This window comes from Frigoribacterium sp. CFBP 13712, assembly GCF_014842255.1.
Lineage (GTDB): Bacteria > Actinomycetota > Actinomycetes > Actinomycetales > Microbacteriaceae > Frigoribacterium.
Map to the genome: position 1 here is coordinate 154,195 of NZ_JACYVH010000002.1, position 20,868 is coordinate 175,062.

The 20,868-nt window shown below is 71.2% G+C and carries 20 protein-coding genes and 1 tRNA gene; 16 read left to right on the top strand and 5 right to left on the bottom strand.

The window, feature by feature from the left end:
- Positions 1 to 19: 19 nt before the first annotated feature.
- The 5 genes from IFT51_RS04375 (at position 20) to IFT51_RS04395 (ending at position 4,053) form a co-directional block, all read left to right on the top strand.
- A complete protein-coding gene (locus IFT51_RS04375; protein ID WP_192059595.1) occupies positions 20 to 559 on the top strand; it encodes a septum formation initiator family protein in 540 nt (179 codons plus the stop codon).
- A complete protein-coding gene (locus tag IFT51_RS04380) occupies positions 556 to 1,107 on the top strand; it encodes a DUF501 domain-containing protein (protein ID WP_192059597.1) in 552 nt (183 codons plus the stop codon). Before IFT51_RS04375 ends, IFT51_RS04380 begins: the two co-directional genes overlap by 4 nt.
- Before the next feature lie 3 nt (positions 1,108 to 1,110).
- On the top strand, positions 1,111 to 2,373 hold the full coding sequence (locus tag IFT51_RS04385) for a S8 family serine peptidase (protein WP_192059598.1): 1,263 nt from the start codon (positions 1,111 to 1,113) through the stop codon (positions 2,371 to 2,373).
- Between the two features lie 40 nt (positions 2,374 to 2,413).
- A complete protein-coding gene (locus IFT51_RS04390) occupies positions 2,414 to 3,886 on the top strand; it encodes an FAD-dependent oxidoreductase (protein ID WP_192059600.1) in 1,473 nt (490 codons plus the stop codon).
- 93 nt (positions 3,887 to 3,979) lie between these two features.
- Positions 3,980 to 4,053 (top strand) — tRNA-Leu (locus tag IFT51_RS04395).
- On the opposite strand, the gene IFT51_RS04400 is transcribed toward IFT51_RS04395, so the two are convergent.
- On the bottom strand, positions 4,028 to 6,358 hold the full coding sequence (locus tag IFT51_RS04400) for an Ig-like domain-containing protein (RefSeq protein ID WP_192059602.1): 2,331 nt from the start codon (positions 6,356 to 6,358) through the stop codon (positions 4,028 to 4,030). The two genes, IFT51_RS04395 and IFT51_RS04400, sit on opposite strands and share 26 nt — an antisense overlap.
- A 217-nt stretch (positions 6,359 to 6,575) precedes the next feature.
- Here IFT51_RS04400 and IFT51_RS04405 point away from each other — a divergent pair, with 217 nt between their 5' ends.
- Together IFT51_RS04405 and IFT51_RS04410 are read left to right on the top strand one after the other, a co-directional pair.
- Positions 6,576 to 7,157: a LemA family protein gene (locus tag IFT51_RS04405; RefSeq protein WP_197981786.1), complete on the top strand. Its 582-nt coding sequence runs from the start codon at positions 6,576 to 6,578 to the stop codon at positions 7,155 to 7,157.
- A 43-nt stretch (positions 7,158 to 7,200) separates the two neighbouring features.
- Positions 7,201 to 8,112 carry a M48 family metalloprotease gene (locus tag IFT51_RS04410; RefSeq protein WP_192059604.1) on the top strand — a complete coding sequence of 304 codons (912 nt, stop codon included), beginning with the start codon at positions 7,201 to 7,203 and terminating at the stop codon, positions 8,110 to 8,112.
- Between the two features lie 29 nt (positions 8,113 to 8,141).
- Here IFT51_RS04410 and IFT51_RS04415 read toward each other — a convergent pair whose 3' ends face one another.
- Positions 8,142 to 9,332 (bottom strand): winged helix-turn-helix domain-containing protein, encoded by a 1,191-nt coding sequence (locus IFT51_RS04415; protein WP_371740678.1) that lies wholly within the window; start codon positions 9,330 to 9,332, stop codon positions 8,142 to 8,144.
- 120 nt (positions 9,333 to 9,452) lie between these two features.
- Between IFT51_RS04415 and IFT51_RS04420 the strand changes: the two genes are divergently transcribed.
- Both IFT51_RS04420 and ilvA read left to right on the top strand, forming a co-directional pair.
- Entirely contained in the window at positions 9,453 to 10,628 is a 1,176-nt protein-coding gene (locus tag IFT51_RS04420; protein ID WP_192059606.1) for an AI-2E family transporter, read from the top strand.
- Positions 10,621 to 11,859, top strand: coding sequence for a threonine ammonia-lyase (gene ilvA / locus IFT51_RS04425; protein ID WP_192059609.1), 1,239 nt, complete (start codon positions 10,621 to 10,623; stop codon positions 11,857 to 11,859). Before IFT51_RS04420 ends, ilvA begins: the two co-directional genes overlap by 8 nt.
- 24 nt (positions 11,860 to 11,883) lie before the next feature.
- On the opposite strand, the gene greA is transcribed toward ilvA, so the two are convergent.
- Together greA and IFT51_RS04435 are read right to left on the bottom strand one after the other, a co-directional pair.
- Positions 11,884 to 12,375 carry a transcription elongation factor GreA gene (greA, locus tag IFT51_RS04430; protein WP_192059611.1) on the bottom strand — a complete coding sequence of 164 codons (492 nt, stop codon included), beginning with the start codon at positions 12,373 to 12,375 and terminating at the stop codon, positions 11,884 to 11,886.
- Between the two features lie 129 nt (positions 12,376 to 12,504).
- Positions 12,505 to 12,954, bottom strand: coding sequence for a DUF4307 domain-containing protein (locus tag IFT51_RS04435; protein WP_192059613.1), 450 nt, complete (start codon positions 12,952 to 12,954; stop codon positions 12,505 to 12,507).
- 70 nt (positions 12,955 to 13,024) lie between these two features.
- Between IFT51_RS04435 and mca the strand changes: the two genes are divergently transcribed.
- Positions 13,025 to 13,915, top strand: coding sequence for a mycothiol conjugate amidase Mca (mca, locus tag IFT51_RS04440; protein ID WP_192059615.1), 891 nt, complete (start codon positions 13,025 to 13,027; stop codon positions 13,913 to 13,915).
- A complete protein-coding gene (locus tag IFT51_RS04445) occupies positions 13,912 to 14,298 on the top strand; it encodes a hypothetical protein (protein ID WP_192059617.1) in 387 nt (128 codons plus the stop codon). The genes mca and IFT51_RS04445 overlap by 4 nt, the downstream gene beginning before the upstream one ends.
- 112 nt (positions 14,299 to 14,410) lie before the next feature.
- Here IFT51_RS04445 and IFT51_RS04450 read toward each other — a convergent pair whose 3' ends face one another.
- Positions 14,411 to 15,136, bottom strand: coding sequence for a hemolysin III family protein (locus IFT51_RS04450; RefSeq protein WP_192059619.1), 726 nt, complete (start codon positions 15,134 to 15,136; stop codon positions 14,411 to 14,413).
- A gap of 85 nt (positions 15,137 to 15,221) precedes the next feature.
- Between IFT51_RS04450 and IFT51_RS04455 the strand changes: the two genes are divergently transcribed.
- The 5 genes from IFT51_RS04455 (at position 15,222) to IFT51_RS04475 (ending at position 20,815) form a co-directional block, all read left to right on the top strand.
- Positions 15,222 to 16,010, top strand: coding sequence for an isoprenyl transferase (locus IFT51_RS04455; RefSeq protein ID WP_243213856.1), 789 nt, complete (start codon positions 15,222 to 15,224; stop codon positions 16,008 to 16,010).
- A gap of 109 nt (positions 16,011 to 16,119) precedes the next feature.
- On the top strand, positions 16,120 to 17,247 hold the full coding sequence (locus tag IFT51_RS04460) for an aminotransferase class V-fold PLP-dependent enzyme (RefSeq protein WP_192059621.1): 1,128 nt from the start codon (positions 16,120 to 16,122) through the stop codon (positions 17,245 to 17,247).
- Between the two features lie 263 nt (positions 17,248 to 17,510).
- Positions 17,511 to 18,878, top strand: a complete 1,368-nt coding sequence (locus IFT51_RS04465; protein ID WP_243213852.1) for a PhoH family protein — start codon at positions 17,511 to 17,513, stop codon at positions 18,876 to 18,878.
- 330 nt (positions 18,879 to 19,208) lie between these two features.
- The gene (locus IFT51_RS04470) at positions 19,209 to 20,237 is read left to right on the top strand and encodes a glycyl-tRNA synthetase (protein WP_192059623.1); all 1,029 of its coding nucleotides are present in this window, start codon (positions 19,209 to 19,211) and stop codon (positions 20,235 to 20,237) included.
- Complete coding sequence (locus IFT51_RS04475) at positions 20,237 to 20,815, top strand: A24 family peptidase (protein WP_192059625.1); 579 nt, start codon at positions 20,237 to 20,239, stop codon at positions 20,813 to 20,815. Before IFT51_RS04470 ends, IFT51_RS04475 begins: the two co-directional genes overlap by 1 nt.
- The last annotated feature ends 53 nt before the right edge of the window (positions 20,816 to 20,868 follow it).

Below are 20,868 nucleotides of genomic sequence, written 5' to 3' on the forward strand. Positions count from 1 at the left end.
GTCGTCTACCCTCGGAGTCATGTCCCGAGAGTCGAAGAGCAGGCGTCTGCCCGTCATCCTGCCCGAGACGGAGTCGGCCACGAGCGGCTGGCTCCGCAACATCCGCTTCTCGGGCTTCAGTCTCCTGATGCTCGTCATCCTGGTCCTGTTCGTCGTGATCCTCGCGCCGTCCCTCCGCACCCTCGTCCAGCAGCAGCAGCAGATCGCGGCCATCCAAGACGAGGTCGAGCGGCAGAAGGCCGACGTGACGGATCTCCAGGGCGATGTCGCGCGGTGGAGCGATCCCGCGTACATCGAGGCTCAGGCGCGCGACCGCCTGCTCTACGTGTACCCGGGCGAGTACAGCTACCTGGTGATGGGCGACGCGACGACCGACGCCGAACGGCCGCAGGCACCCATCAGCGACGAGCTGCAGACCCCCCAGGTCGACTGGATCGCCGCCATGACCTCGTCGGTGATCGACGCCGGTCTCAGCGACGAGCCGGCAACCGAGCTGATCGCCCCCGACATCGACGGCAGCGAGCTCCCCACCTCGACCCCGACAGGCGGCACCCCGTGACCACCCCTCCGTTCGACCCCGTGACCGAACTCGACGTGCGGATCGTCACCGCGCAGCTCGGGCGCCCGGCGCGCGACGTCATCGGCATCGCCGCCCGGTGCGCCTGCGGCAACCCCACCGTCGTCGCGACGAAGCCGCGACTCGGCGACGGCACGCCGTTCCCGACCCTCTACTACCTGTGCCACCCGGGCGCGACGGCGGCCGTCTCGACCCTCGAGGCGAACGGCGTGATGGCCGAGTTCACCGACCTGCTGGCCGCAGACGCCGATCTCGCCGCACGCTACCGGTCGGCCCACGAGGCCTACCTCGCCGACCGCGAGAGCATCGAGCACGTCGGCGAGATCGCTCACGTCACCGCGGGCGGCATGCCCGAGCGCATCAAGTGCCTGCACGCCGTGGTGGGTCACTCCCTCGCCGCCGGCCCCGGGGTCAACCCGCTCGGCGATCTCGCGCTCGACCGAGCGACGTGGAGCCCCGACGTGTGCCGGTGCCCCGACTACCTGGCCGACGGCGACTCGGCCGAGCGCGCCTCCGGCGGGGATGTCTGACCCGTGCCCGAGCTGACGCTGCGGACGACCTCGGCGACGATCGCGGCGCTGGCCCTGGCGGCCGTCGTCGTGGTCGCCCCGGGGGGCGCGGCGCGAGCCGACGCCATCCGCGACGACCAGTACTGGCTCGCCGACTACGGCATCGAGCAGGCCTGGCAGTCGAGTCGCGGCGCGGGGGTGACCGTAGCCGTGATCGACACCGGCGTCGACTCGTCGGTCGCCGAGCTCGAGGGCGCGGTCGTCGGAGGCACCGACGTCTCGGGTCAGGGCTCGGCGGACGGCCAGACGCCCGTCGGCACGGACGACCCGACGCACGGAACCCTCGTCGGCTCGATCCTCGCGGGTCGGGGGACGGCGTCCGGTGACGGCGTCATCGGCGTCGCTCCCGAGGCCGATCTGCTGTCCGTCTCGGTCGGCTTCGGGTCGGATGCCGTCGACTCCGACACGCAGATCGCCGAGGCCGTCCGATGGGCGGTCGACAACGGGGCCGACGTGATCAACATGTCCCTCACGCGCAACACCCTCGACTGGCCGACGAGCTGGGACGACGCGTTCCTCTACGCGATGCAGCACGACGTCGTCGTCGTGGCCGCGGCGGGCAACAGGGGCAGCGGCACGACCGAGGTCGGGGCGCCGGCCACCATGCCGGGGGTGCTCACCGTCGCCGGCGTCGACCGGTCGGGTCAGGCGAGCTTCGACGCCTCGAGTCAGGGCATCACCATCGGCGTCGCGGCGCCGAGCGAGAAGCTCGTCGGGGTCGGACCGGGCGACGTCCACTACAGCTGGAGCGGCACGAGCGGCGCGACCCCCATCGTCGCGGGCGTCGTCGCGCTCGTGCGGGGTGCGCACCCCGAGCTCGATGCCGACGACGTCATCAACCGGGTGATCTCCACGGCCGACTCGCGCGGCACGACCACCCCCGATCCGCTCTACGGCTACGGACTCGTCGACGCCTCGGCCGCCGTCGGCGATCAGGTGGCCCCGGTCGAGGCGAATCCCATGGGCGATCTCGCCGAGTGGATCCGACTGCACCGGCGGGCCGAGGTCCCCGTCGCCACCCCGTCGTCGACGGCCGAGGCGGCACCGGCTCCCGTCCCCACCCCGAGCGTCGACCGCGACGACCGCCTCCAGGCGCTCATCCCGACGATCGAGTCGATGCGCTCGACGGGCATCCCGCTGATCGTCTTCGGGCTGTTCGGGGCGGCCCTGCTCGGCGTCGCGCTCGGCGCTCTCCGCCAGTTCAGGAGGCGACGCCACCAGGAGTAAGGTCTTTACGGACAACCCCACCTCAAGGAGATCATCCCCCGTGCCCAAAATCCTGATCGTCGGCGGCGGCTACGCCGGTTTCTACACCGCCTGGAAGCTCGAGAAGTGGCTGCGCAAGGGTGAGGCCGAGGTCACGATCGTCGACCCGCTGCCCTACATGACCTACCAGCCGTTCCTGCCCGAGGTGGCTGCCGGCTCGATCGAGCCGCGTCACGCCGTCGTCGCCCTGCGACGTCACATGAAGAAGACGAACGTCGTCACGGCGAAGGTCACCCGCGTCGACCACGCGACGAAGACCGCCACGATCACGCCCGAGGTGGGCGACGAGTGGACGATGGAGTACGACCAGGTCGTCATGACGGCCGGCGCCGTCTCCCGCACGTTCCCGATCCCGGGCGTGGCCGACGAGGCCATCGGTCTCAAGACCATCGAGGAGGCCGCGGCGATCCGCGACAAGCTCCTCACCAACTTCGCGAAGGCTGCGAACCTCCCGGCCGGGCCCGAGCGCGACCGCCTGCTGACGGTCGTCGTGGTGGGCGGCGGCTTCGCGGGCATCGAGGTGTTCGCCGAGCTCCGCAGCTTCGCGAGCGACCTGATCAAGAGCTACCCCGGTCTCACCGTCGACGACACGCACTTCCACCTCATCGAGGCCATGGGGCGCATCATGCCCGAGGTGTCGCTCGAGACCAGCCACTGGGTGCTCAAGAACCTCGCCGAGCGGCAGGCCACGGTCCACCTCGACACGCAGCTGCAGTCCGCGGTGGGCGGCAAGCTCGAGCTGTCGACGGGCGAGTCGTTCGAATCCGACCTCATCGTCTGGACCGCCGGGGTCATGGCGAACCCGATGGTCCGCAACACCGACTTCCCGCTCGAGCAGCGTGGCCGCATCACCGTCAAGCCCGACCTGCGCATCGTCGACGGCGAGACGATCGTCCCCGACGCCTGGGCGTGCGGCGACGTCGCGGCGACCCCCGACCTGACCGGCAAGGGCGTCGGCGGCTTCTGCGTCCCGAACGCCCAGCACGCCGTCCGGATGGGCAAGCAGCTCGCCAAGAACCTCGTCGCCTCGCTGCGCGGCGAGTCCGTCACCGACTACCGGCACGACAACCTCGGCGCCGTCGCAGGTCTCGGGCTCAACGTCGGCGTGTTCCAGAGCGGCAAGATCGCCGTCAAGGGGTTCCCGGCCTGGATCGCCCACCGTGGCTACCACGGCATGGCGATGCCCTCGTTCGAGCGCAAGTTCCGCGTCGTGGGCGGTTGGTGGAACAACCTCTGGCTCGGTCGCGACATCGTCTCGCTCGACAACCGCGAGCGTCCGCGCGCCGCCTTCGAGGAGTTCGCCTCGCGCCCCAAGCCGGCAGCCGAATCGGCCCCTGCCGCCGCGCCGGCGCCCGAGGTCGGGACGCCCGCCGGCGAGCCCGGTCCGGCCTACGCGAACCCCGCCGACGAGAAGGGCGCCGCCGAGAAGGGCGCCGCCGCCGAGACCGAGACGGTCGAGACCAGCGCCAAGTAGTGAGCCCAGCCCGACGACTCAGACGGCGCCCGCCCGCGGATCCCCGCGAGGCGGGCGTCGTCGTCCGTCAGGGCTTTGTAGTCTGAGAACCGGGCCCCCATAGCCCAATCGGCAGAGGCAGGCGACTTAAAATCGCCTCAGTCAGGGTTCGAGTCCCTGTGGGGGCACTCGGAGGGGTCGGCGGCGGCGCCGGAGCATGATCACCGAGGCGAGCGCGAATGCCGCGAAGGTGGCGACGGCGACCGTCGTCCAGACGCCGGGTGCGACGGGGGCGCCGACGAGGACGAGTGCGGCAGTCGTCGCCCCGATCATCGCGACGCCGCTGTAGGCGACCTTCGACCACGCCCACAGGGCGTGCCCGGGCAGCGTGCCCAACGGGAGGATCGACAGCACGAGCGATCCGATCCCGGCGAGGCACATCGTCGTCGCGATCTCCAGCAGCAGTTGCGAGAGGAACCCGTCGCCGAAGCCTCCCCAGCCATGGGCCGCCCAGGCGGCGAACGAGACGACGAGCAGGGCGCCGATCTGAGCCACGGCGACCATGCCCCGCGCCGCCGTCGACGGCTCCCGTGCGGGCGCGGGCTGTTCGACCGTCGACGCGGCCGTCCGTGCGACGACAGCGCCCGTCACGAGCACCCCGAGGACGAGGGGCGGGTCGAGCGACAGCACGCGGGTGACGGCGCAGGCGACGAGGGCCGCCGTGAGGAGGGCCGGCGACATGCGGATGCTCACGCCGAGGCCGGCCCGACGACCGACCAGCACCGCGGGGAGGACCACGGCGAGAGCGTTCAGGGCCAGGACGCCGACCACGACACCGAGCAGGAGACGCGCGTACTGCACCTGGCCGTCCACCCCGGCCGCGACGGCGATGGCGACGCTGCCGACGGCGAGGGCGACCCCGACGCTGACCCGAGGGTCGATGCTCCCTCCACTGAACGAGGTCGGCGGCTCGGCGGCCCTGTTGCGGCCCGTCAGTCGAGGAGCGGGGCGATGCACGCGTGCGCCGAGGGTCCGTGCGACCACCCGGATCGGCCCGGCGACCACGACCAGGAACAGCAGACCCAGAGCGAGCGCCGACGGCCACACGGGGCCGCCCAGGGTCTGGGTGAGGCCCGGCAGATCGCGACCGAACGAGGTCGCGGTCGCCCAGGTGCCCGTCGTCGGGTTCTGGACCGGCCCGGGGTCGCCCGCCGCGCCTCCTGGAGGCACCGCCGCCCCGCCCCCGCCGCCGTCTCCTGGCGTGACGGAGCCGGGCACCGGCGTCGCGGAGGGGTCGTCGTCGGCCGGGACGGGTGCCGGCGTCGCCGTGGTGCCGTCGGGGCTGCGCGAGGGGGTGGGGGTGACGCCGGGAGCCCCGGGGGAGGCGCTGGGCACGTCCGTCGGGCCTCTCGCGCCGACGACGACGGTCACGCTCCGCGACACGGGACCGTAGTTGCCCGCCGCATCGACCTGAGCCGCCGTGATGGTCCGCGAGCCGTCGGGGAGGGCGGAGCCCGTCGAGTCGCAGCTCCAGGATGCGCCGGCGATGGTCGCCTGGCACACGGGCGAGCCGTCGACGTAGACCGTCACCGTGGCACCGCTCTCGCCCGAGCCCCTGATGACCACGGGCTGGGCGTCGACACGGCTTCCCGAGCCCGGAGAGGTGATGACCGGGGCTCCGGGCGCCTCGCGGTCGATCGTGGCGACGACCGCGGCCGACGCACCGGATCGGGGGATCGGGATGGCGTCGCTCCGCTGCGTCGCGGTCAGCGAGTATCGACCGGACGGGAAGGACCCGGCGTCGAGCACGGCGCTCCACTCGCCCGCGGTGTCGGCCGTGCCGGATGCGCTCGCCCCTGCGGCCGTCGTCACCGTGACCACCGCGCCCGGTTCGGCGGAACCGGTCACCTTGGCACCGAGCAGCAGGCCGCCGCGAACGGTGGGAGCCCCGAGGACCGCGAAGGAGGCGCTGCTCACGTCGGGCAGATCGGCATGGGTCGTGTCCCGAGCCGTCAGGACGATGTCGGCACCGTTCGCGACGGTCACGGTGCACGACCACCGACCCGACGGGGCGGCGGCGGAGGAAGGCACGGTCGTCTCGCAGAGCGAGCGGGAGGGGACCTCGGGGTCGAGGACCCTCACCGACGAACCCGAGGCGGCCATGCCCCCGATCGCGAAGGTGTTCACCGTGCGTCCGCCGACGTCGTCGATGGTCGGTGCGGGGGGATCGGCCGGCGCGGTCGGGCCGGGGGCCGGCTCCGTGGGGGCGCCGAGGCCGGGCGAGGGGGCGCCCGACTGCCGGTCGGGCTCGGGCGCCGCGGGTGTCGACGTCGGCGCACCGGCCGCCTGCGCCGACGGGGCGGGCACGACGGCCAGGGCGGTGCCCGCGAGCAGCGGGAGGGCGATGAGGAGGGCTCCGACGGCACGCAGAAGAGGGCGTCCGGCGCTGGCAGCCGAGGGACGCGGCGGGATCGGGGTCGGAGAAACGGGCACTGCCCACCATTCAGCACGTTCGCGGGCGGCAAGTCAATCCGCTGAGAGGGGGAGGTCGGGTGCGCTCGTCGTGAGTTCGCTCCGAAGACGCTCAGACGACGTCGAGGCGGCATCCGGCGCATTTATAGTGAAGATCTGACTGCGACGGCCCGAATACCGTCCGAGACGACCGACATCTCTCGCGTCTTTCGCGTCGTACCCCAAGGAGTGACACGTCATGCAACCGGCCACGATCGGCATCCTGGTAGCCGTCGGCATCATCGTCCTGCTCGCGATCATCGCCGGCATCTACCTCTGGGCGACCTACAACTCCCTCGTGACCCTCAAGGTCCGCGTCGACGAGGCCTGGAGCGACATCACGGTCCAGCTCAAGCGGCGAGCTGATCTGATTCCGAACATCATCGAGGCGGTCAAGGGCTACGCGACCCACGAGTCGAAGGTGTTCCAGAACGTGACCGAGGCCAGGGCCGAGACCCTGGGGGCTCAGACGCCCGCCGAGGCGTCGGCGGCCGAAGGTCACATGCAGACGGCCCTGAAGAGCATCTTCGCCGTGTCCGAGGCCTACCCGCAGCTCCAGGCGAGTCAGAACTTCCTGCAGCTGCAGTCCGAGCTCGTCGACACCGAAGACAAGATCCAGGCCGCGAGGCGGTTCTTCAACGGCGGTGTCCGAGAATTCAACACGAAGACGCGGGTGTTCCCGAACACGGTCTTCGCGAAGCGCCTCGGCTTCACCGAGCGGGACTTCTTCGAGGTCGCCGAGCCGTCGGCGATCGCCGAACCCCCTCGCGTCCAGTTCTGAGCCCGCCCCACCTCGACGCCGCGCCCCGAACGGACATCGGCCCATGTACTCAGCCGTCTCGCGCAACAAACGCTTCACCGTCCTGATCGTCCTGATCTTCCTGGTCATCATCGGCGCACTCGGCTTCGGGGCGGGTGCCCTGTACGGCAACTACTCGATCGGGTTCGTCGTCCTCGCCGCGGCGTCGATCTACGCTCTGATCCAGTACTTCGCCGCCAGCGGTCAGGCGCTGTCCCTCAGTCACGCGCAGCGGGTCGACGGTACGACGGCCCCGCGGCTGTTCCGCACGGTCGAGAACCTCAGCATCACCATGGGCATGCCGATGCCCCAGGTCTACGTCGTCGTCGACCCCGCCCCGAACGCCTTCGCGACCGGCCGCGACCCCGAGCACGCCGTCGTCGCCGCGACCACCGGGCTGCTCGAGATCATGGACGACACCGAGCTGGAGGGCGTGATGGCCCACGAGCTCGGACACGTCAAGAACTACGACATCCGTGTGTCGATGATGGTCTTCGGCCTCGTCGTCGCCGTCGGATTCCTGGCCGACATCCTGCTGCGCATGTCGTTCTTCGGTGCGTTGACCGGCGGCAACCGCAATTCGAACAACGGCAACGGCGGAGGGGGTGGCGGCAACCCCGTCTTCCTGGTGCTCGGACTGGTCGCCATGATCATCGCTCCGATCGCGGCGGCCGGTGTGCAGGCGGCGGTCTCTCGTCAGCGGGAGTACCTCGCCGACGCCACGGGGGCGCTCACCACCCGGTACCCCGAGGGTCTCGCTCGAGCCCTCGAGAAGCTCGGCGCGTACGGCCGCCCGATGGCGACGCAGAACACGTCGATGTCGCATCTGTGGATCAGCGACCCGATGAAGCCGGGCGCGATGGACCGCCTCTTCAGCACCCACCCGCCCCTGGCCGACCGCGTCGCGCGTCTCCGCGAGAGCGCCGGCACCTTCTGAGGCGCGGTCGCCGACGCCCGCGCATCGACTCAGCCGAACCGGCGGCCCAGCTCCGCTGCGAGGTCGCCGCGTGGCATGACCTCGACCGACTCGAGACCCTGCCAGTGCGCCGCGCGCCGGAGGAGCGACGCCAGGCGATCGCAGTCGACGTCGAGATCCCGCTCGCGCCAGGCGGCCTGCACCCGCAGGACGCCCGCCTGCCGGTCGCTCTTCAGATCGACCCGGGCGACGAGGCGGTCGTCTTGGAGGACCGGCAGGACGTAGTACCCGTGGACCCGCTTCTCGAGCGGCGTGTAGATCTCGATGCGGTAGTGGAATCCGAAGACGCGTTCGGCGCGAGGGCGCGTCCAGACGACGGGATCGAAGGGCGACAGGAGCGCGTCGGCCTCGAGGCGGCGGGGGAGTCGGGCGTCTCGGTGCAGCCAGGCGGGTCGGCCCCAGCCCGGCACCTCGACGGCCGAGAGAACGCCCTCATCGTGGAGTTCGCGGAGGGCCGGCACGACGTCGGCCGTCTTGAGCCGGAAGTAGTCGGCGAGATCCGCCGTCGTTCCGACGCCCTGTGCGGAGGCCGCATGCGCGAGGAGGCGCCTGTGCGCCTCGTGCCGGGAGATGTCCGTGTCGAGCAGCTCCTGTGGGATCACCTGCTCGGGGAGGGCGTAGACGCGTTCGAAGCGTCTCCGCCCCGCGCTCACCAGCTCGCCGACCCGGAAGAGCGACTCGAGACCCTGCTTGACCGAGCCCCAACCCCACCAGGGGCCCGTGCGGACGTTCGACTCGTGCTCGACGAGGCTGGCGGGCACGGGGCCGCCCTCCCGCACCAGATCGAGCAGCCAGCGGGCGAGGCGGGGGTTGGCCGACAGCCACGAGTCGTCGTCGGCCAGCCAGCGGCGCCGGTAGTCGGCCATCCGCCACCGGAAGAGGGGCCAGGTCGCCACGGGGACGAGGGCCGCCTCGTGCGCCCAGTACTCGACGTAGCGACCGGGGCCCTCGAGCGTGAGGCGATCGAGGTTCGCCCGGTCGTAAGCCCCGAGTCGGGCGAAGAGCGGGAGGTAGTGGCTGCGCTCGAAGACGTTCACCGAGTCGATCTGCAGCAGCCCGAGTCGGTCGATCGTCGCGTTCAGGCGACGTGTGCCCGCCGGAGCCGTCGAACCCGAGCCGAGACCCTGGGCGGCGAGCGCCACTCGACGCGCGAGGGCGGGTGAGAGCTGATCGGGGGGCACGCCGACGACTGTAGCGTCGGCCTCCGACACCGTCCCTCCCCATCCAGGGCCCGGCACGTATGCCGACCGCGGAATATCACGGGTGGCTCGGCACCAGGGCGAGGGTCTTACACTGAGCGCATGATGCGGCGAAGCAGGCCCCCGCGCAGCGCGGCCGAGTCCCCTCCCCCTGGCGCCGCCCCGGTCGCTCGGGGTGCCGACCCGTCCGTGTCGCGGAGCATGGTCATCGCCGGTGCCTGGTCGTGGCGGATCCTCGTCGTGGTCGGCGTCATCGCCGTCTTCGTCTGGCTCGTCATCCAGCTGCGCATCATCGTCATCCCCTTCATGGTCGCCCTCCTCGTCTCGGCGCTGCTCGTGCCCTTCTCGAGCTGGCTGCAGCGCCACCGCTGGCCCAAGTGGGTCGCCGTCGTCGTCAGCCTCGTGGGTCTGATCGTCGTCGTGGCCGGTCTGTTCTACGCCGTCGTCGTCCAGATCATCGACGGCGCGCCCGAACTGCGCGACCGGTCCATCGCCTCCTACGGCCAGTTCCGCGACTTCCTGCTGACCTCCCCGCTCCATCTCACCGAGGGGCAGATCAACGGCTACCTGAGCGACGCCCTCGCCGCGCTGCAGCAGGACTCCCAGCCGCTCCTGCAGGGGGCGCTCTCGGTCGGTTCGACGGCGGGTCACATCGCGGCCGGGCTCGTCCTGATGCTCTTCGCGACGATCTTCATCCTGGTGGGCGGGTCCGACATCTGGCGCTGGCTGGTCCGCATCTTCCCGTCGAAGTCCCGTCGCGCCATCGACGGCGCCGGGCGTGCCGGGTGGCTGACGCTGACGAACTTCGTCAAGGTGCAGATCTTCGTCGCCTTCGTCGACGCCGTCGGCATCGGGCTGGGCGCCTTCTTCCTCGGTCTGCCCCTCGTCGTCCCGATCGCGATCGCGGTCTTCCTGGGGTCGTTCGTCCCCGTGGTGGGCGCGGTGGCCACGGGAGCCGTCGCCGTCGTGATCGCGCTCGTCTACAACGGCTGGGTGGTGGCGCTGCTGATGCTCGCCGTCGTCATCCTCGTGCAGCAGATCGAGGGGCACCTCCTGCAGCCCTTCGTGATGGGCAGCGCCGTCAAGGTGCACCCGCTCGCGGTGGTCTTCGCGGTCGCCGCGGGCACCCTGCTCGCGGGCATCCCGGGAGCCCTCTTCGCCGTGCCGGTCGTCGCCGTCCTCAACGTCATGATCACCTACGTCGCCAGGGGGGCGTGGCGCGAGTCGCCGCCGGCCTCCCTCGACGTCGTCACAGAAAGCCGTGCAGCCGATGTCTGACCTCACCCTCGCGGGCCCCACCCTGGCCGAGATGAAGGAGGCGCGGGTCCGGGTCTCGCAGGTCGCCCGCGTCACTCCGATGGAGAGCTCGAGGTTCCTCGCCGAGGTGCTCGGCTCGCCGGTGTACCTCAAGTGCGAGAACCTGCAGCGCACCGGCTCGTACAAGATCCGCGGCGCGTACAACCGGCTGACGCAGCTGACCGACGCGGAGCGCGCGCGGGGAGTGGTCGCGGCGTCGGCCGGCAACCACGCCCAGGGCGTCGCCTTCGCGGCACGTGAGATGGGTGTCCGCGCGACCATCTTCATGCCGGTGGGCGTGGCGCTGCCCAAGCTGCAGGCCACGAAAGACTACGGAGCCGACGTCGTGCTGAGCGGGCACTCCGTCGAGCAGGCGCTGAGGGCGGCGCAGGAGTTCTCGGACTCGACGGGCGCCGTCTTCATCCCGCCCTTCGATCACCCCGACGTGATCGCCGGGCAGGGCACGGTGGGGCTCGAGATCCTCGAGCAGGTGCCCGACGTCGACACCGTCATCGTCCCGATCGGCGGCGGCGGGCTCATCTCGGGGATCGCGAGCGCACTCGCCCAGACCAGCGCCGAGACCGGTAAGAAGATCCGCATCATCGGGGTGCAGGCGGTCAACGCCGCCCCCTACGCGGTCTCGATGAAGCGCGGCGTCCGCACCGACATCGAGACGCAGCCCACCATCGCCGACGGGATCGCCGTGGCGCGACCGGGGGTCCTGAACTTCGAGATCGTCCGCGAGACGGTCGACGAGGTCGTCACCGTCGGCGACGACGACACCGCCCGGGCGATCCTGGTCATGCTCGAGCGCGCCAAGCTCGTGGTCGAGGCGGCCGGCGCGGTGGGCGTCGCGGCCGTCATGACCGAGCAGGTGCGCGATCTCGGCACGACGGTCATCGTGCTGAGCGGCGGCAACATCGATCCGCTCATGATGGAGCGCGTGATCGGACGAGGCCTCGCCGCCGCCGAACGGTACCTGAAGATGCGGATCGGCCTGCCCGATCGCCCCGGGCAGCTGGCGCGGGTGTCCGAGATCCTGGCCGACGCGAACGCGAACGTCGTCGAGGTGCTGCACACCCGACACGGCCGCGGGCTCCAGATCAGCGAGGTCGAACTCGAGCTGAGCATCGAGACGCGCGGGCCCGACCACGTCGAAGAGGTCATCCGGCGTCTCCGCGACGCGGGCTACACGCCCGACGTCGACTTCTGATCGAGGGCGACGTCGGGCCGTCGGCTACGGCGTGTAGGTGTCGACGGCGGTGATCTCGACGGTGATCTCCTTGCCGTTCGGCGCGGTGTAGCTCGTGGTCGTGCCGACGGCGAGGCCGTTGATGGCCTGGCCGAGCGGGCTGGTCTCGCTGTAGACCGAGAGGTCGCTGCCGGCGGCGATGATCTCGCGGTTGCCGAGGAGGAACGTGCTCGGATCGCCGGCGATCGTCGCGGTGACGACGGTGCCCGGCCCGACGATGCCGGCGGCGGCCGTCGACTCGCCCACCGTGGCGTTCTTCAGCAGGTTGGTCAGCGTGCGGATGCGCGCCTCCATCTTGCCCTGCTCGTCTTTGGCGGCGTGGTAGCCGCCGTTCTCCTTCAGGTCGCCCTCTTCGCGGGCGGCCTCGATGCGGCTGGTGATCTCGTGGCGGCCTTCGTTGCTGAGCGTCGCCAGCTCGGCCTCGAGGCGGTCACGGGCGTCGGGGGTGAGCCACGTGGTGGCGTTGTCGTTCGTCATGGTGTTCTCCGTTCGTACGGCGGATCTTCCGATGCGCTGAGGATCGGACCGTTCGGCACGGCGACCGGGAGGCGCGCCCACCGAAAAAAGGAGACCGGCCGACTGGCCGGTCTCGTCATTCAGAGCAGTCTAGGGAAGCCAGCACTGGTAGATCAAGCCCGTGACGGCCCGTTCGGAGGTCGCGAGCGTGGTCGTGTAGGTCGACGTGAACTGCGGCGCGGGGGGCAGGTCGACGACCTTCCAGCCGACGATCGCGAACTTGTCGCTCTGCGCCTGCACCGCGCAGCTGACCCGGGTGCCGGCCTCGACGCTGATCGTGTACTGCACGTCGATGCTGTCGTCGCCGCCGACCGTGTAGCCGAGGTCGCGGGTCTCGAGCTTCGAGCCGTTGCCGTCGAATGCGGCGAAGACGACCCACGCGCCGAAGACCACGACGAAGGCCGCGGCGACGACGATCGCGATCAGTCGGCGTCGACGCGTGGCGGCGGGAGTGCGCCCGTAGCGCGCGTCGAGATGACCGTCGACGGGCTGGGCCGGATCGGCCTCGGTCGACGGGGGTGCGGGGGGCGTGGACGCCACTCTGATCTCCGTCCGATTATCCTTAGGGGGAGGGTAGCAACGTCTGCTCTGCACGAATTGCGAGGAACATGTGACCCTGCGCCTCCTGGCGGTACACGCCCACCCGGACGACGAGTCGAGCAAGGGCTCGGCGACGTACGCCCTCTACCGCAGTCTCGGAGTCGAGGTGCTCGTCGTCAGCTGCACCGGCGGAGAGCAGGGCTCGATCCTGAACGAGCAGATCGAGGCGCGGCACCACGCCGAACGCGACATCGCCGGTCTCCGGGTGCTCGAGATGCAGCGGGCGCAGCAGGCCCTCGGCGTCGACCACCTGTGGCTCGGCTACGCCGACTCGGGGCTCCCTCCCGAGGGTGAGCCCGTCGCGGTCAACAGCTTCGCGACGATCCCGCTCGAGATCAGCACCGAGCCCCTCGTCGCCGTCATCCGCCGGTTCCGGCCGCAGGTGCTCGTCACGTACGACGAGAACGGCGGGTACCCGCACCCCGACCACATCCGCAGCCACGAGATCTCGATGGCCGCGTATCGCGCCGCCTCCGACGCCGATCGCTACCCGACCGCGGGCGAACCCTGGCAGATCGACAAGGTCTACTACGACCGCATCATGAACACCGCCCGCCTGAAGTCGATGCTGACTCACCTGCAGCAGGCCGACGCCGAGTCGCCCCTCATCGAGCGCCTCACCGAGATGCTCGAGTGGATGGGCGCCCGACCCGACCTGGCGACCACGCACGTTCCGGCGTCCGACTTCTTCCCGGTCCGCGACGAGGCGCTCCGCGCGCACGCCAGCCAGGTGCCCCTCGACAGCGCGTTCTTCTTCTGGCCTCACGAGCTGCAGGTCGCGGCGTGGCCCACGGAGGACTTCCAGCTCATCGAATCGAGAGTCGAGACGACCATGCCCGAGAACGACCTGTTCGCCGGTGTGACCGACGACGACACCGGCCTGATCGGGGCGATCCGATGAGCGCCCTCGGCGACGCCACCCTCTCGGCCTCGGTGCGCCTCCTCGCCCAGCCGTCGACGCCCGATGCGACGCTGCCGGCGTCGACCGTGCCCGACGTCGACGTGACCCCGGGCGTCTGGGGCTTCGTGGCGATCGCATTCGTCGCGGTCGCGACGGTGCTGATCATCGTCGACATGACCCGCCGGGTCCGTCGCACGCGCTACCGCGGCGAGGTCCGCGAGCGCATCCAGGCGGAGCGCGACGGGGTCGCCTCCGGCGAGACCGCTGCCTCCGGCGACGGCGTCACGTCGGGCGACGGCGTGGCCTCCGGCGACGGCACCACCCGCGCCGTCGACGACGCATCCGACGGCGACGCGTCCGCGGGGCCCTTCGTCCGCGACTGACCGGAGCTGCCCCGAGGCGATCCGTCTGCGGGGCCGACCCTCCGCGACCGACCTGCGCGCGCCTCCTCGGCTCGAGAGAGGCCGGTGGCGCGACCGGTGCTCGATGGTCGGCCTAGAAGGTCGGCGGGTTCAGAGCGAGCACCAGGATGCCCGTCCAGTGGCAGAGGTAGGCGAGCACCGTCAGCGCGTGGAACAGCTCGTGGAACCCGAAGCGCCCCGGTGCGGGGTTGGGCCGCTTGAGGGCGTAGAACACGGCGCCGACGATGTACATCAGGCCGCCGGTCAAGACGAGCACGGTCATCGGGACGCTCGCCGCCAGCAGGTCGCCGGTGAAGCCGAGGGCGCCGACCCCCAGCAGGATGTACAGCGGCACGTACAGCCAGCGGGGCGCCCCCAGGAAGAAGATCCGGAAGAGGATCCCGAGACCCGCACCCGTCCAGACGAGGGTGAGCAGCAGGGTCGACGTCGCGGGAGGCAGCGCGATGACCGCGATCGGGGTGTACGTGCCCGCGATCAGCAGGAAGATGTTCGCGTGGTCGAGTCGCTTCAAGAACCTCTTGGCCCCCGGGCTCCACGGGAACCGGTGATAGGTCGCGGAGATGCCGAACAGCAGGAGCGACGTCGTCATGAAGACCGCGGAGGCCCAGGTCGCGGACGTCCCGTCGGAGACCACCACGAGGATGACGCCCGTGGCGATGGCGATCGGGAAGGTCGCGGCGTGGATCCAGCCGCGCCACGACGGCTTGCGTTCGATCGAGGCGTATTCGAGGCTGTCGTCGAGCAGAGGCAGGTTCGGGATGTCGGCACCGCCGACGCCGTCGCTCACGGGTCGGGTCATGATCCGAGCGTAGGGGAGGGCAGGAGGCGCGGGCCTGGGAATCGACTCGGCGAGCGGGGGCCCACCGGTGGGCTACCGTAGCGGTGTGAAGAGTCGTCGGAGGTCGCCGCTGGCCCGCGGTGTGCTCTACGAGCTCTACCAGAGCCGGCTGCGACGCGAGCTCGACGGAGCCGATCTGCCCCACCACGTCGCCATGATCGTCGACGGCAACCGGCGCTGGGCCAAGCAGCGCATGCTCGAGACCGCCGCCCACGGCCACCGCGCCGGCGCCGCCAAGATCAGCGAGTTCCTCACCTGGTGCGACGATCTGGGCATCCGCGTCGTCACCCTGTACCTGCTCTCGGCCGACAACCTCGGCAACCGCGCCTCCGACGAGCTCACCGAGCTGTTCGGCATCATCGGCGACGTCGCCGACGAGCTCTCGCAGCAGCGCGACTGGCGCGTGCAGCACGTGGGCGCCAGCGACGACCTGCCGCAGGGGCTCCGCGACTCGTTGACCGGCGCCGCCGAGCGCACGGCCGGCAAGAAGGGGCTGCACGTCAACCTCGCGGTCGGGTACGGCGGGCGGCGAGAGATCGCCGACGCGATGCGCAGCATCGTCCGCCAGCACGACGCCATGGGGGGCACCCTCGACGCGCTCGCCGAGGTGCTGACACCCGAGCTGATCGCCGAGCACCTCTACACGGGCGGTCAGCCCGACCCCGACCTCGTCATCCGCACGTCGGGCGAGCAGCGACTGAGCGACTTCATGCTCTGGCAGAGCGCGCACAGCGAGTTCTACTTCGTCGAGGCCTTCTACCCCGACCTCCGCGAGGTCGACTTCCTCCGGGCCGTGCGCGACTTCGCCCTGCGGCACCGTCGCTACGGCAGCTGACCCCGCACCTCGATCGACCGCCGCGACGGCCGACGTCGGCGGTCGGCGATCGGCGGTCGGCGGTCGGCGATACGGTTGACAGCCAGCGACACCGCCCGAGGAGACCAGCGTGACCACCATCGATGAACTGATCTCGGGGTACACCGACGAACCCGGGTACTTCGACTTCGCCAAGTGGGGCCCGATCTCACGGCCCGTCGTCGAAGAGGAGCGCGCTCTCGTCGACGTCCAGGCTCGTGCCCGATTCGGCTCGGAGGTCGCGCTGACCGAGCAGGCCGGGCGGGTCCGGCGGGCCGTCTCGGCCGTCGTCGGGTTCCCGGCCGATCAGGTGGTCTTCCAGCCGGATACGAGCTCGGGTCTCGTCCACACCCTCTTCGGCCTGACGGGGCAGGTCCTGATGTCCCCGCGCGACTATCCGAGCGGGCCGGTCGCCGCCACGCGGGCCGCCGCGGCGATGCGCGTTCTCGAGCCCGTCTGGATGGACCTCGACCACGACGTCGTGACCCCTTCCGTCGTGCAGCGCCACCTCACCGACCGCGTGACGGCGGTCGCCGTCAGCCTCGTCGACTACCGCACCGGCTACCTCGTCGACCTCGAGGGCATCCGCCAGGTGATCGGCGACCGGCTGCTGATCGTCGACGCCATCCAGGGGTTCGGCGTCGTCGACGCTCCGTACGGCGTGGCCGACGTGATCGCCTCGGGTGGCCAGAAGTGGGTGCGCGCCGGCTGGGGCACGGGGTTCCTGGCGCTCAGCGAGCGGGCTTCCGCCACGCTGACCCCGGTCTTCAGCGGGGTGGCGGGCACCGAGCTGCGCCTCGGCGGCTCGTACCACGAGACGCTGCCGACCCTGCCGGGTGCGGCGGCGTTCCAGATCACGAACCCCGACCCGATCGCGCAGGCGCGGTTCTCCACCGCCCTCGAGGGCATCGCCTCGGTCGGCGTCGCCGCGATCTCGCGAGAGATCGCCGACCGGGCCTCGCGGCTGATCGACATCGCCGACGAGTTCGCGCTGCCCGTCGTCTCGCCCCGAGACGAGGCCGAGCGCGCCGGCATCGTCGTGCTCGAACCCTCTCCCGAGCAGATGACCACGCTCACGGCGGCGCTGCTGAACCACGGGGTCACGGCCACCGTGCGCGACACCACCGTGCGGCTCAGCGTGCACCTGTCGACCGACGACGACTCGTTCGACCTGCTGCGGGGCGCGTTGACCTCGTTCGGGACGACCGTCTACTACTGACCCGCGCCTCCTCGGTCGACCCGCGCCTCCTCGGTCGACCCGCGCCTCCTGCCCTACGGCGTCTCCGTGCGCTCGCGAGCTGTTCACGTGTTCGTCACACGACACGGCGGGTCGTGTTCGGCCGGTCGTCGGGCGACGACGTAGGTTCGACCCATCGGGCACAGGGTCCGATCGAGTCGGCCACGAAAGTTCGCCTCGCAACTGCTCCGCGGCCGTCTCCGCCGAAGGTACCGAGCGCATCAGCGCTCGGAGATGGAGTGGTCGTGACCGCGCTCAACAACCCCCAGACCGAACAGCCCCGCCCCTCGACGAGCACCGGGGAGGCGCGATCCGGCTCGGTCGCGCAACGCACCTACGTGCTCGACACGTCGGTGCTCCTGTCGGATCCCCAGGCTCTCCTCCGCTTCGCCGAACACGACGTGGTGCTGCCCGTCGTCGTGATCAGCGAGCTCGAGGGCAAGCGTCACGACCCCGAGCTGGGCTACTTCGCGCGCCAGGCGCTGCGGCTGCTCGATGACCTGCGGCTGAAGCACGAGCGACTCGACTTCCCCGTCGAGGTCGGTGACGGGGGGTCGTTCCGCGTCGAGCTCAACCACTCGAACATGTCGGTGCTGCCGTCGGGCCTGCAGCTGAACGACAACGACTCGCGCATCCTCGCCGTCGCCTCGAACCTCGCCAACGACGGACTCGCCGTGACCGTGGTCTCGAAGGACCTCCCGCTGCGGGTCAAGGCGGCCTCGATCGGCCTCGCGGCGGAGGAGTACCGCGCCGAGCAGGTCGTCGATAGCGGCTACACCGGGCAGACCGACATCGACGTCTCGAGCGAGCAGATGGCCGCGTTCTACGAGACCGAGAGGCTGAGCTCGCGGGCGCTGGCCGACGTCCCCGTGAACACGGGCGTGGTCGTGCACTCCGACCGGGGCTCGGCCCTGGCGCGCGTGGTGTCGCAGGGCGAGGCGCGGCTCGTCCGCGGCGACCGCGACGTGTTCGGGCTGAACGGGCGCTCGGCCGAGCAGCGTCTCGCCATCGATCTGCTGCTCGACCCCGAGGTCGGCATCGTGTCGCTCGGGGGCAGCGCGGGCACGGGCAAGTCGGCCCTCGCGCTCTGCGCCGGGCTCGAAGCCGTGCTCGAGAAGCAGCAGCACCGCAAGATCATGGTGTTCCGGCCGCTGTACGCGGTCGGCGGCCAGGACCTCGGCTACCTGCCGGGCGATGCCGGCGAGAAGATGAACCCCTGGGGGCAGGCGGTCTTCGACACCTTGGGCGCCCTCGTCTCGCAGAACGTGCTCGACGAGGTCGTCGAGCGGGGGCTGCTCGAGGTGCTGCCCCTGACCCACATCCGCGGGCGCTCGCTGCACGACGCGTTCGTCATCGTCGACGAGGCTCAGTCGCTGGAGCGGAACGTGCTGCTCACCGTGCTGTCGCGCATCGGCCAGAACTCGCGCGTCGTCCTCACCCACGACGTCGCGCAGCGCGACAACCTCCGCGTGGGGCGGCACGACGGCGTGGCCTCGGTCATCGAGACGCTCAAGGGGCACCCGCTGTTCGGCCACGTCACACTGATGCGGTCGGAGCGGTCGGCCATCGCCGCGCTGGTCACCCGGATGCTCGAGTCCACCGACCTGGCCTAGGCCCCGCCGCCTCCGGCCCCGCCGCCTCCGGCCCCGCCGCCTCCGGCCCCGCCGCCTCCGGCACTGCCGCCTCCGTCCCTGCCGCCTCCGGCACTGCTGCGCGGTCGGCAACTCAGGTTCAGCCGCACGATCGTGTCTGATCGGCATGGGAACGGGCGGGTGCGCCTGAGTTGCCGACCGGGTGCGGGCGCGACAGCGCGGCGCGGGGCGGCGCGGGGTCGACCCGAGGCGCTGCGCGTGATCCCACCCCATATGCTCGTCGGCCCGATCCGTCCCCAGGGGCCTCTCCTTGGCCAGGTGCCGGGCCCGGCCATCGAGCAGTCTGCCGGCATGGAGCAACTCGCAGCACTCGTCACCGACCTGGGTGGTGTCGCGCACAAACGGCAGCTCGTGGCGCACGGCGCCACCGATCGTCTGCTCACGGCCAGTGTCCGGTTCGGGTCGCTGCATCGGGCCCGGCGCGGCTGGTACACGGTCTTCCCTCCCGGCGACCCCCGGCACGAGGCGGTGCGCATCGGCGGCCGCCTCACGGGCGCCTCTCTCCTGGCCCTGCACGGTGCGTGGTTGTGGACGACGCCGCCCGTCACGGTGGCCGTCTCGGCGAATGCCTCTCGGCTCCGAGCGCGTCACGGGGCGACGGTCCTCTGGCGTCCGCGCGTGCTCCCGTCCGGCCCTGTTCGCGATCGGCCGACGCCACCGTGGGCGGTGCCCCTCGAGGAGGCGCTGGTCACGGCCGTCCTCGGCCTCCCGCTCGACGAGGCGGTCGCCCTGCTCGACTGGGCGCTCGCCAGCGGGCGGTTCACGCGGGTCGAGTTGGCGGAGGCGTTCGCTCATCTGCCGGAGAATCGCGCCTCGATCGTCGACTGGGCGGATCGGCGGAGCGAGAGCTTCATCGAGAGCCTGATCAGAGCCACCTTCGTCTCACTCGGGCATGACGTCCGCGTGCAGGTCCCCGTGGGTCCGCGCGACGCCCGACGCATCGACATCGTCGTCGACGAGGTGGTGGCTCTCGAACTCGACGGCCGGGCCTTCCACGCCGACACGTTCGACGCCGACCGGCACAAGGACATCACCGTGACGATCGCGGGGAGGGTCGCGCTCCGCTGCGGGTACGGCATGGTCCGAGACGAGCGGGGCCTGCTCGTCGAGGCGGTCCACGCGATCATCCGACGTTCGCGTGCCGTGAGCACGGCGTCGAGGCGATGCCGCGACTCGCACCATCAGGCCTGCCTCGGTGCCGAGCCCTGGCGTGTCGGCGCGTCGAGGGCTCCTCGACCTCACCGGCCACGGTCGGCCTCAACCGCTGGTGTCGTGCGGGCAGACTCCCCACCCCGGTCGTCTCGGGCGACTCGGTCGTGATGTCGATCCTCGAGACGACGCCGACGCCGACGCCGACGCCGATGCCGCCCGCCGATCGCGTGCTCGAACTCGGGGCCGTCGTGCTGCTCGGCGGACTCGCGGTCACGGTGGCCCCCGACGTCGGTGCGCAGATCTCTTTCCTGGCGGTGGCGGCGGTGACCCCCGCCCTGGTGCGTCACGATCTGGCCGTCCGGCGTCTACCGAATCCTCTGGTGGGGTTGCTCGCAACCGCCTTCGTCGTCGGCAGCACCCTGCGAGGGGTCGACTCCGGTCTGCTCTCGGCGTCGATCCCCTTCGGCTGGGCCGCACTCTGGTTCGCCGTCGCGTTCGCGCTCGCCGTGGGTGGCGCGTTCGGCATGGGCGACGTCAAGCTCGGTGCGGCGCTCGTCGGCATCGTCGCTCCGTGGGGAGGCATCGCCGTGGGGGCGCTCGTCGCCGGCGCAGGAGTAATCGGCCTGATCGTCGTCGCCGCGACCGCGCTGCGTGCCAGGGGGAGCCGGAGCCGTGGAGTCCCGTTCGGTCCGTGCCTGCTGGCTTCGTTCTGGGCTCTGTCGGTGTTCGGCGGTCCGCTGCTGTGAACGGCTGCACGACAGGAACCCGACCGCGACGGACGGGAGGCCGCGACGCGGAG

Coding starts and splice junctions, on each gene's coding strand:
- IFT51_RS04375 (WP_192059595.1), top strand. CDS start 20: ATGTCCCGAGAGTCGAAGAGCAGGCGTCTGCCCGTCATCCTGCCCGAG.
- IFT51_RS04405 (WP_197981786.1), top strand. CDS start 6,576: ATGCAACCGGCCACGATCGGCATCCTGGTAGCCGTCGGCATCATCGTC.
- IFT51_RS04410 (WP_192059604.1), top strand. CDS start 7,201: ATGTACTCAGCCGTCTCGCGCAACAAACGCTTCACCGTCCTGATCGTC.
- IFT51_RS04420 (WP_192059606.1), top strand. CDS start 9,453: ATGATGCGGCGAAGCAGGCCCCCGCGCAGCGCGGCCGAGTCCCCTCCC.
- ilvA (WP_192059609.1), top strand. CDS start 10,621: ATGTCTGACCTCACCCTCGCGGGCCCCACCCTGGCCGAGATGAAGGAG.
- greA (WP_192059611.1), bottom strand. CDS start 12,375: ATGACGAACGACAACGCCACCACGTGGCTCACCCCCGACGCCCGTGAC.
- IFT51_RS04445 (WP_192059617.1), top strand. CDS start 13,912: ATGAGCGCCCTCGGCGACGCCACCCTCTCGGCCTCGGTGCGCCTCCTC.
- IFT51_RS04450 (WP_192059619.1), bottom strand. CDS start 15,136: ATGACCCGACCCGTGAGCGACGGCGTCGGCGGTGCCGACATCCCGAAC.
- IFT51_RS04470 (WP_192059623.1), top strand. CDS start 19,209: ATGGAGCAACTCGCAGCACTCGTCACCGACCTGGGTGGTGTCGCGCAC.
- IFT51_RS04475 (WP_192059625.1), top strand. CDS start 20,237: ATGTCGATCCTCGAGACGACGCCGACGCCGACGCCGACGCCGATGCCG.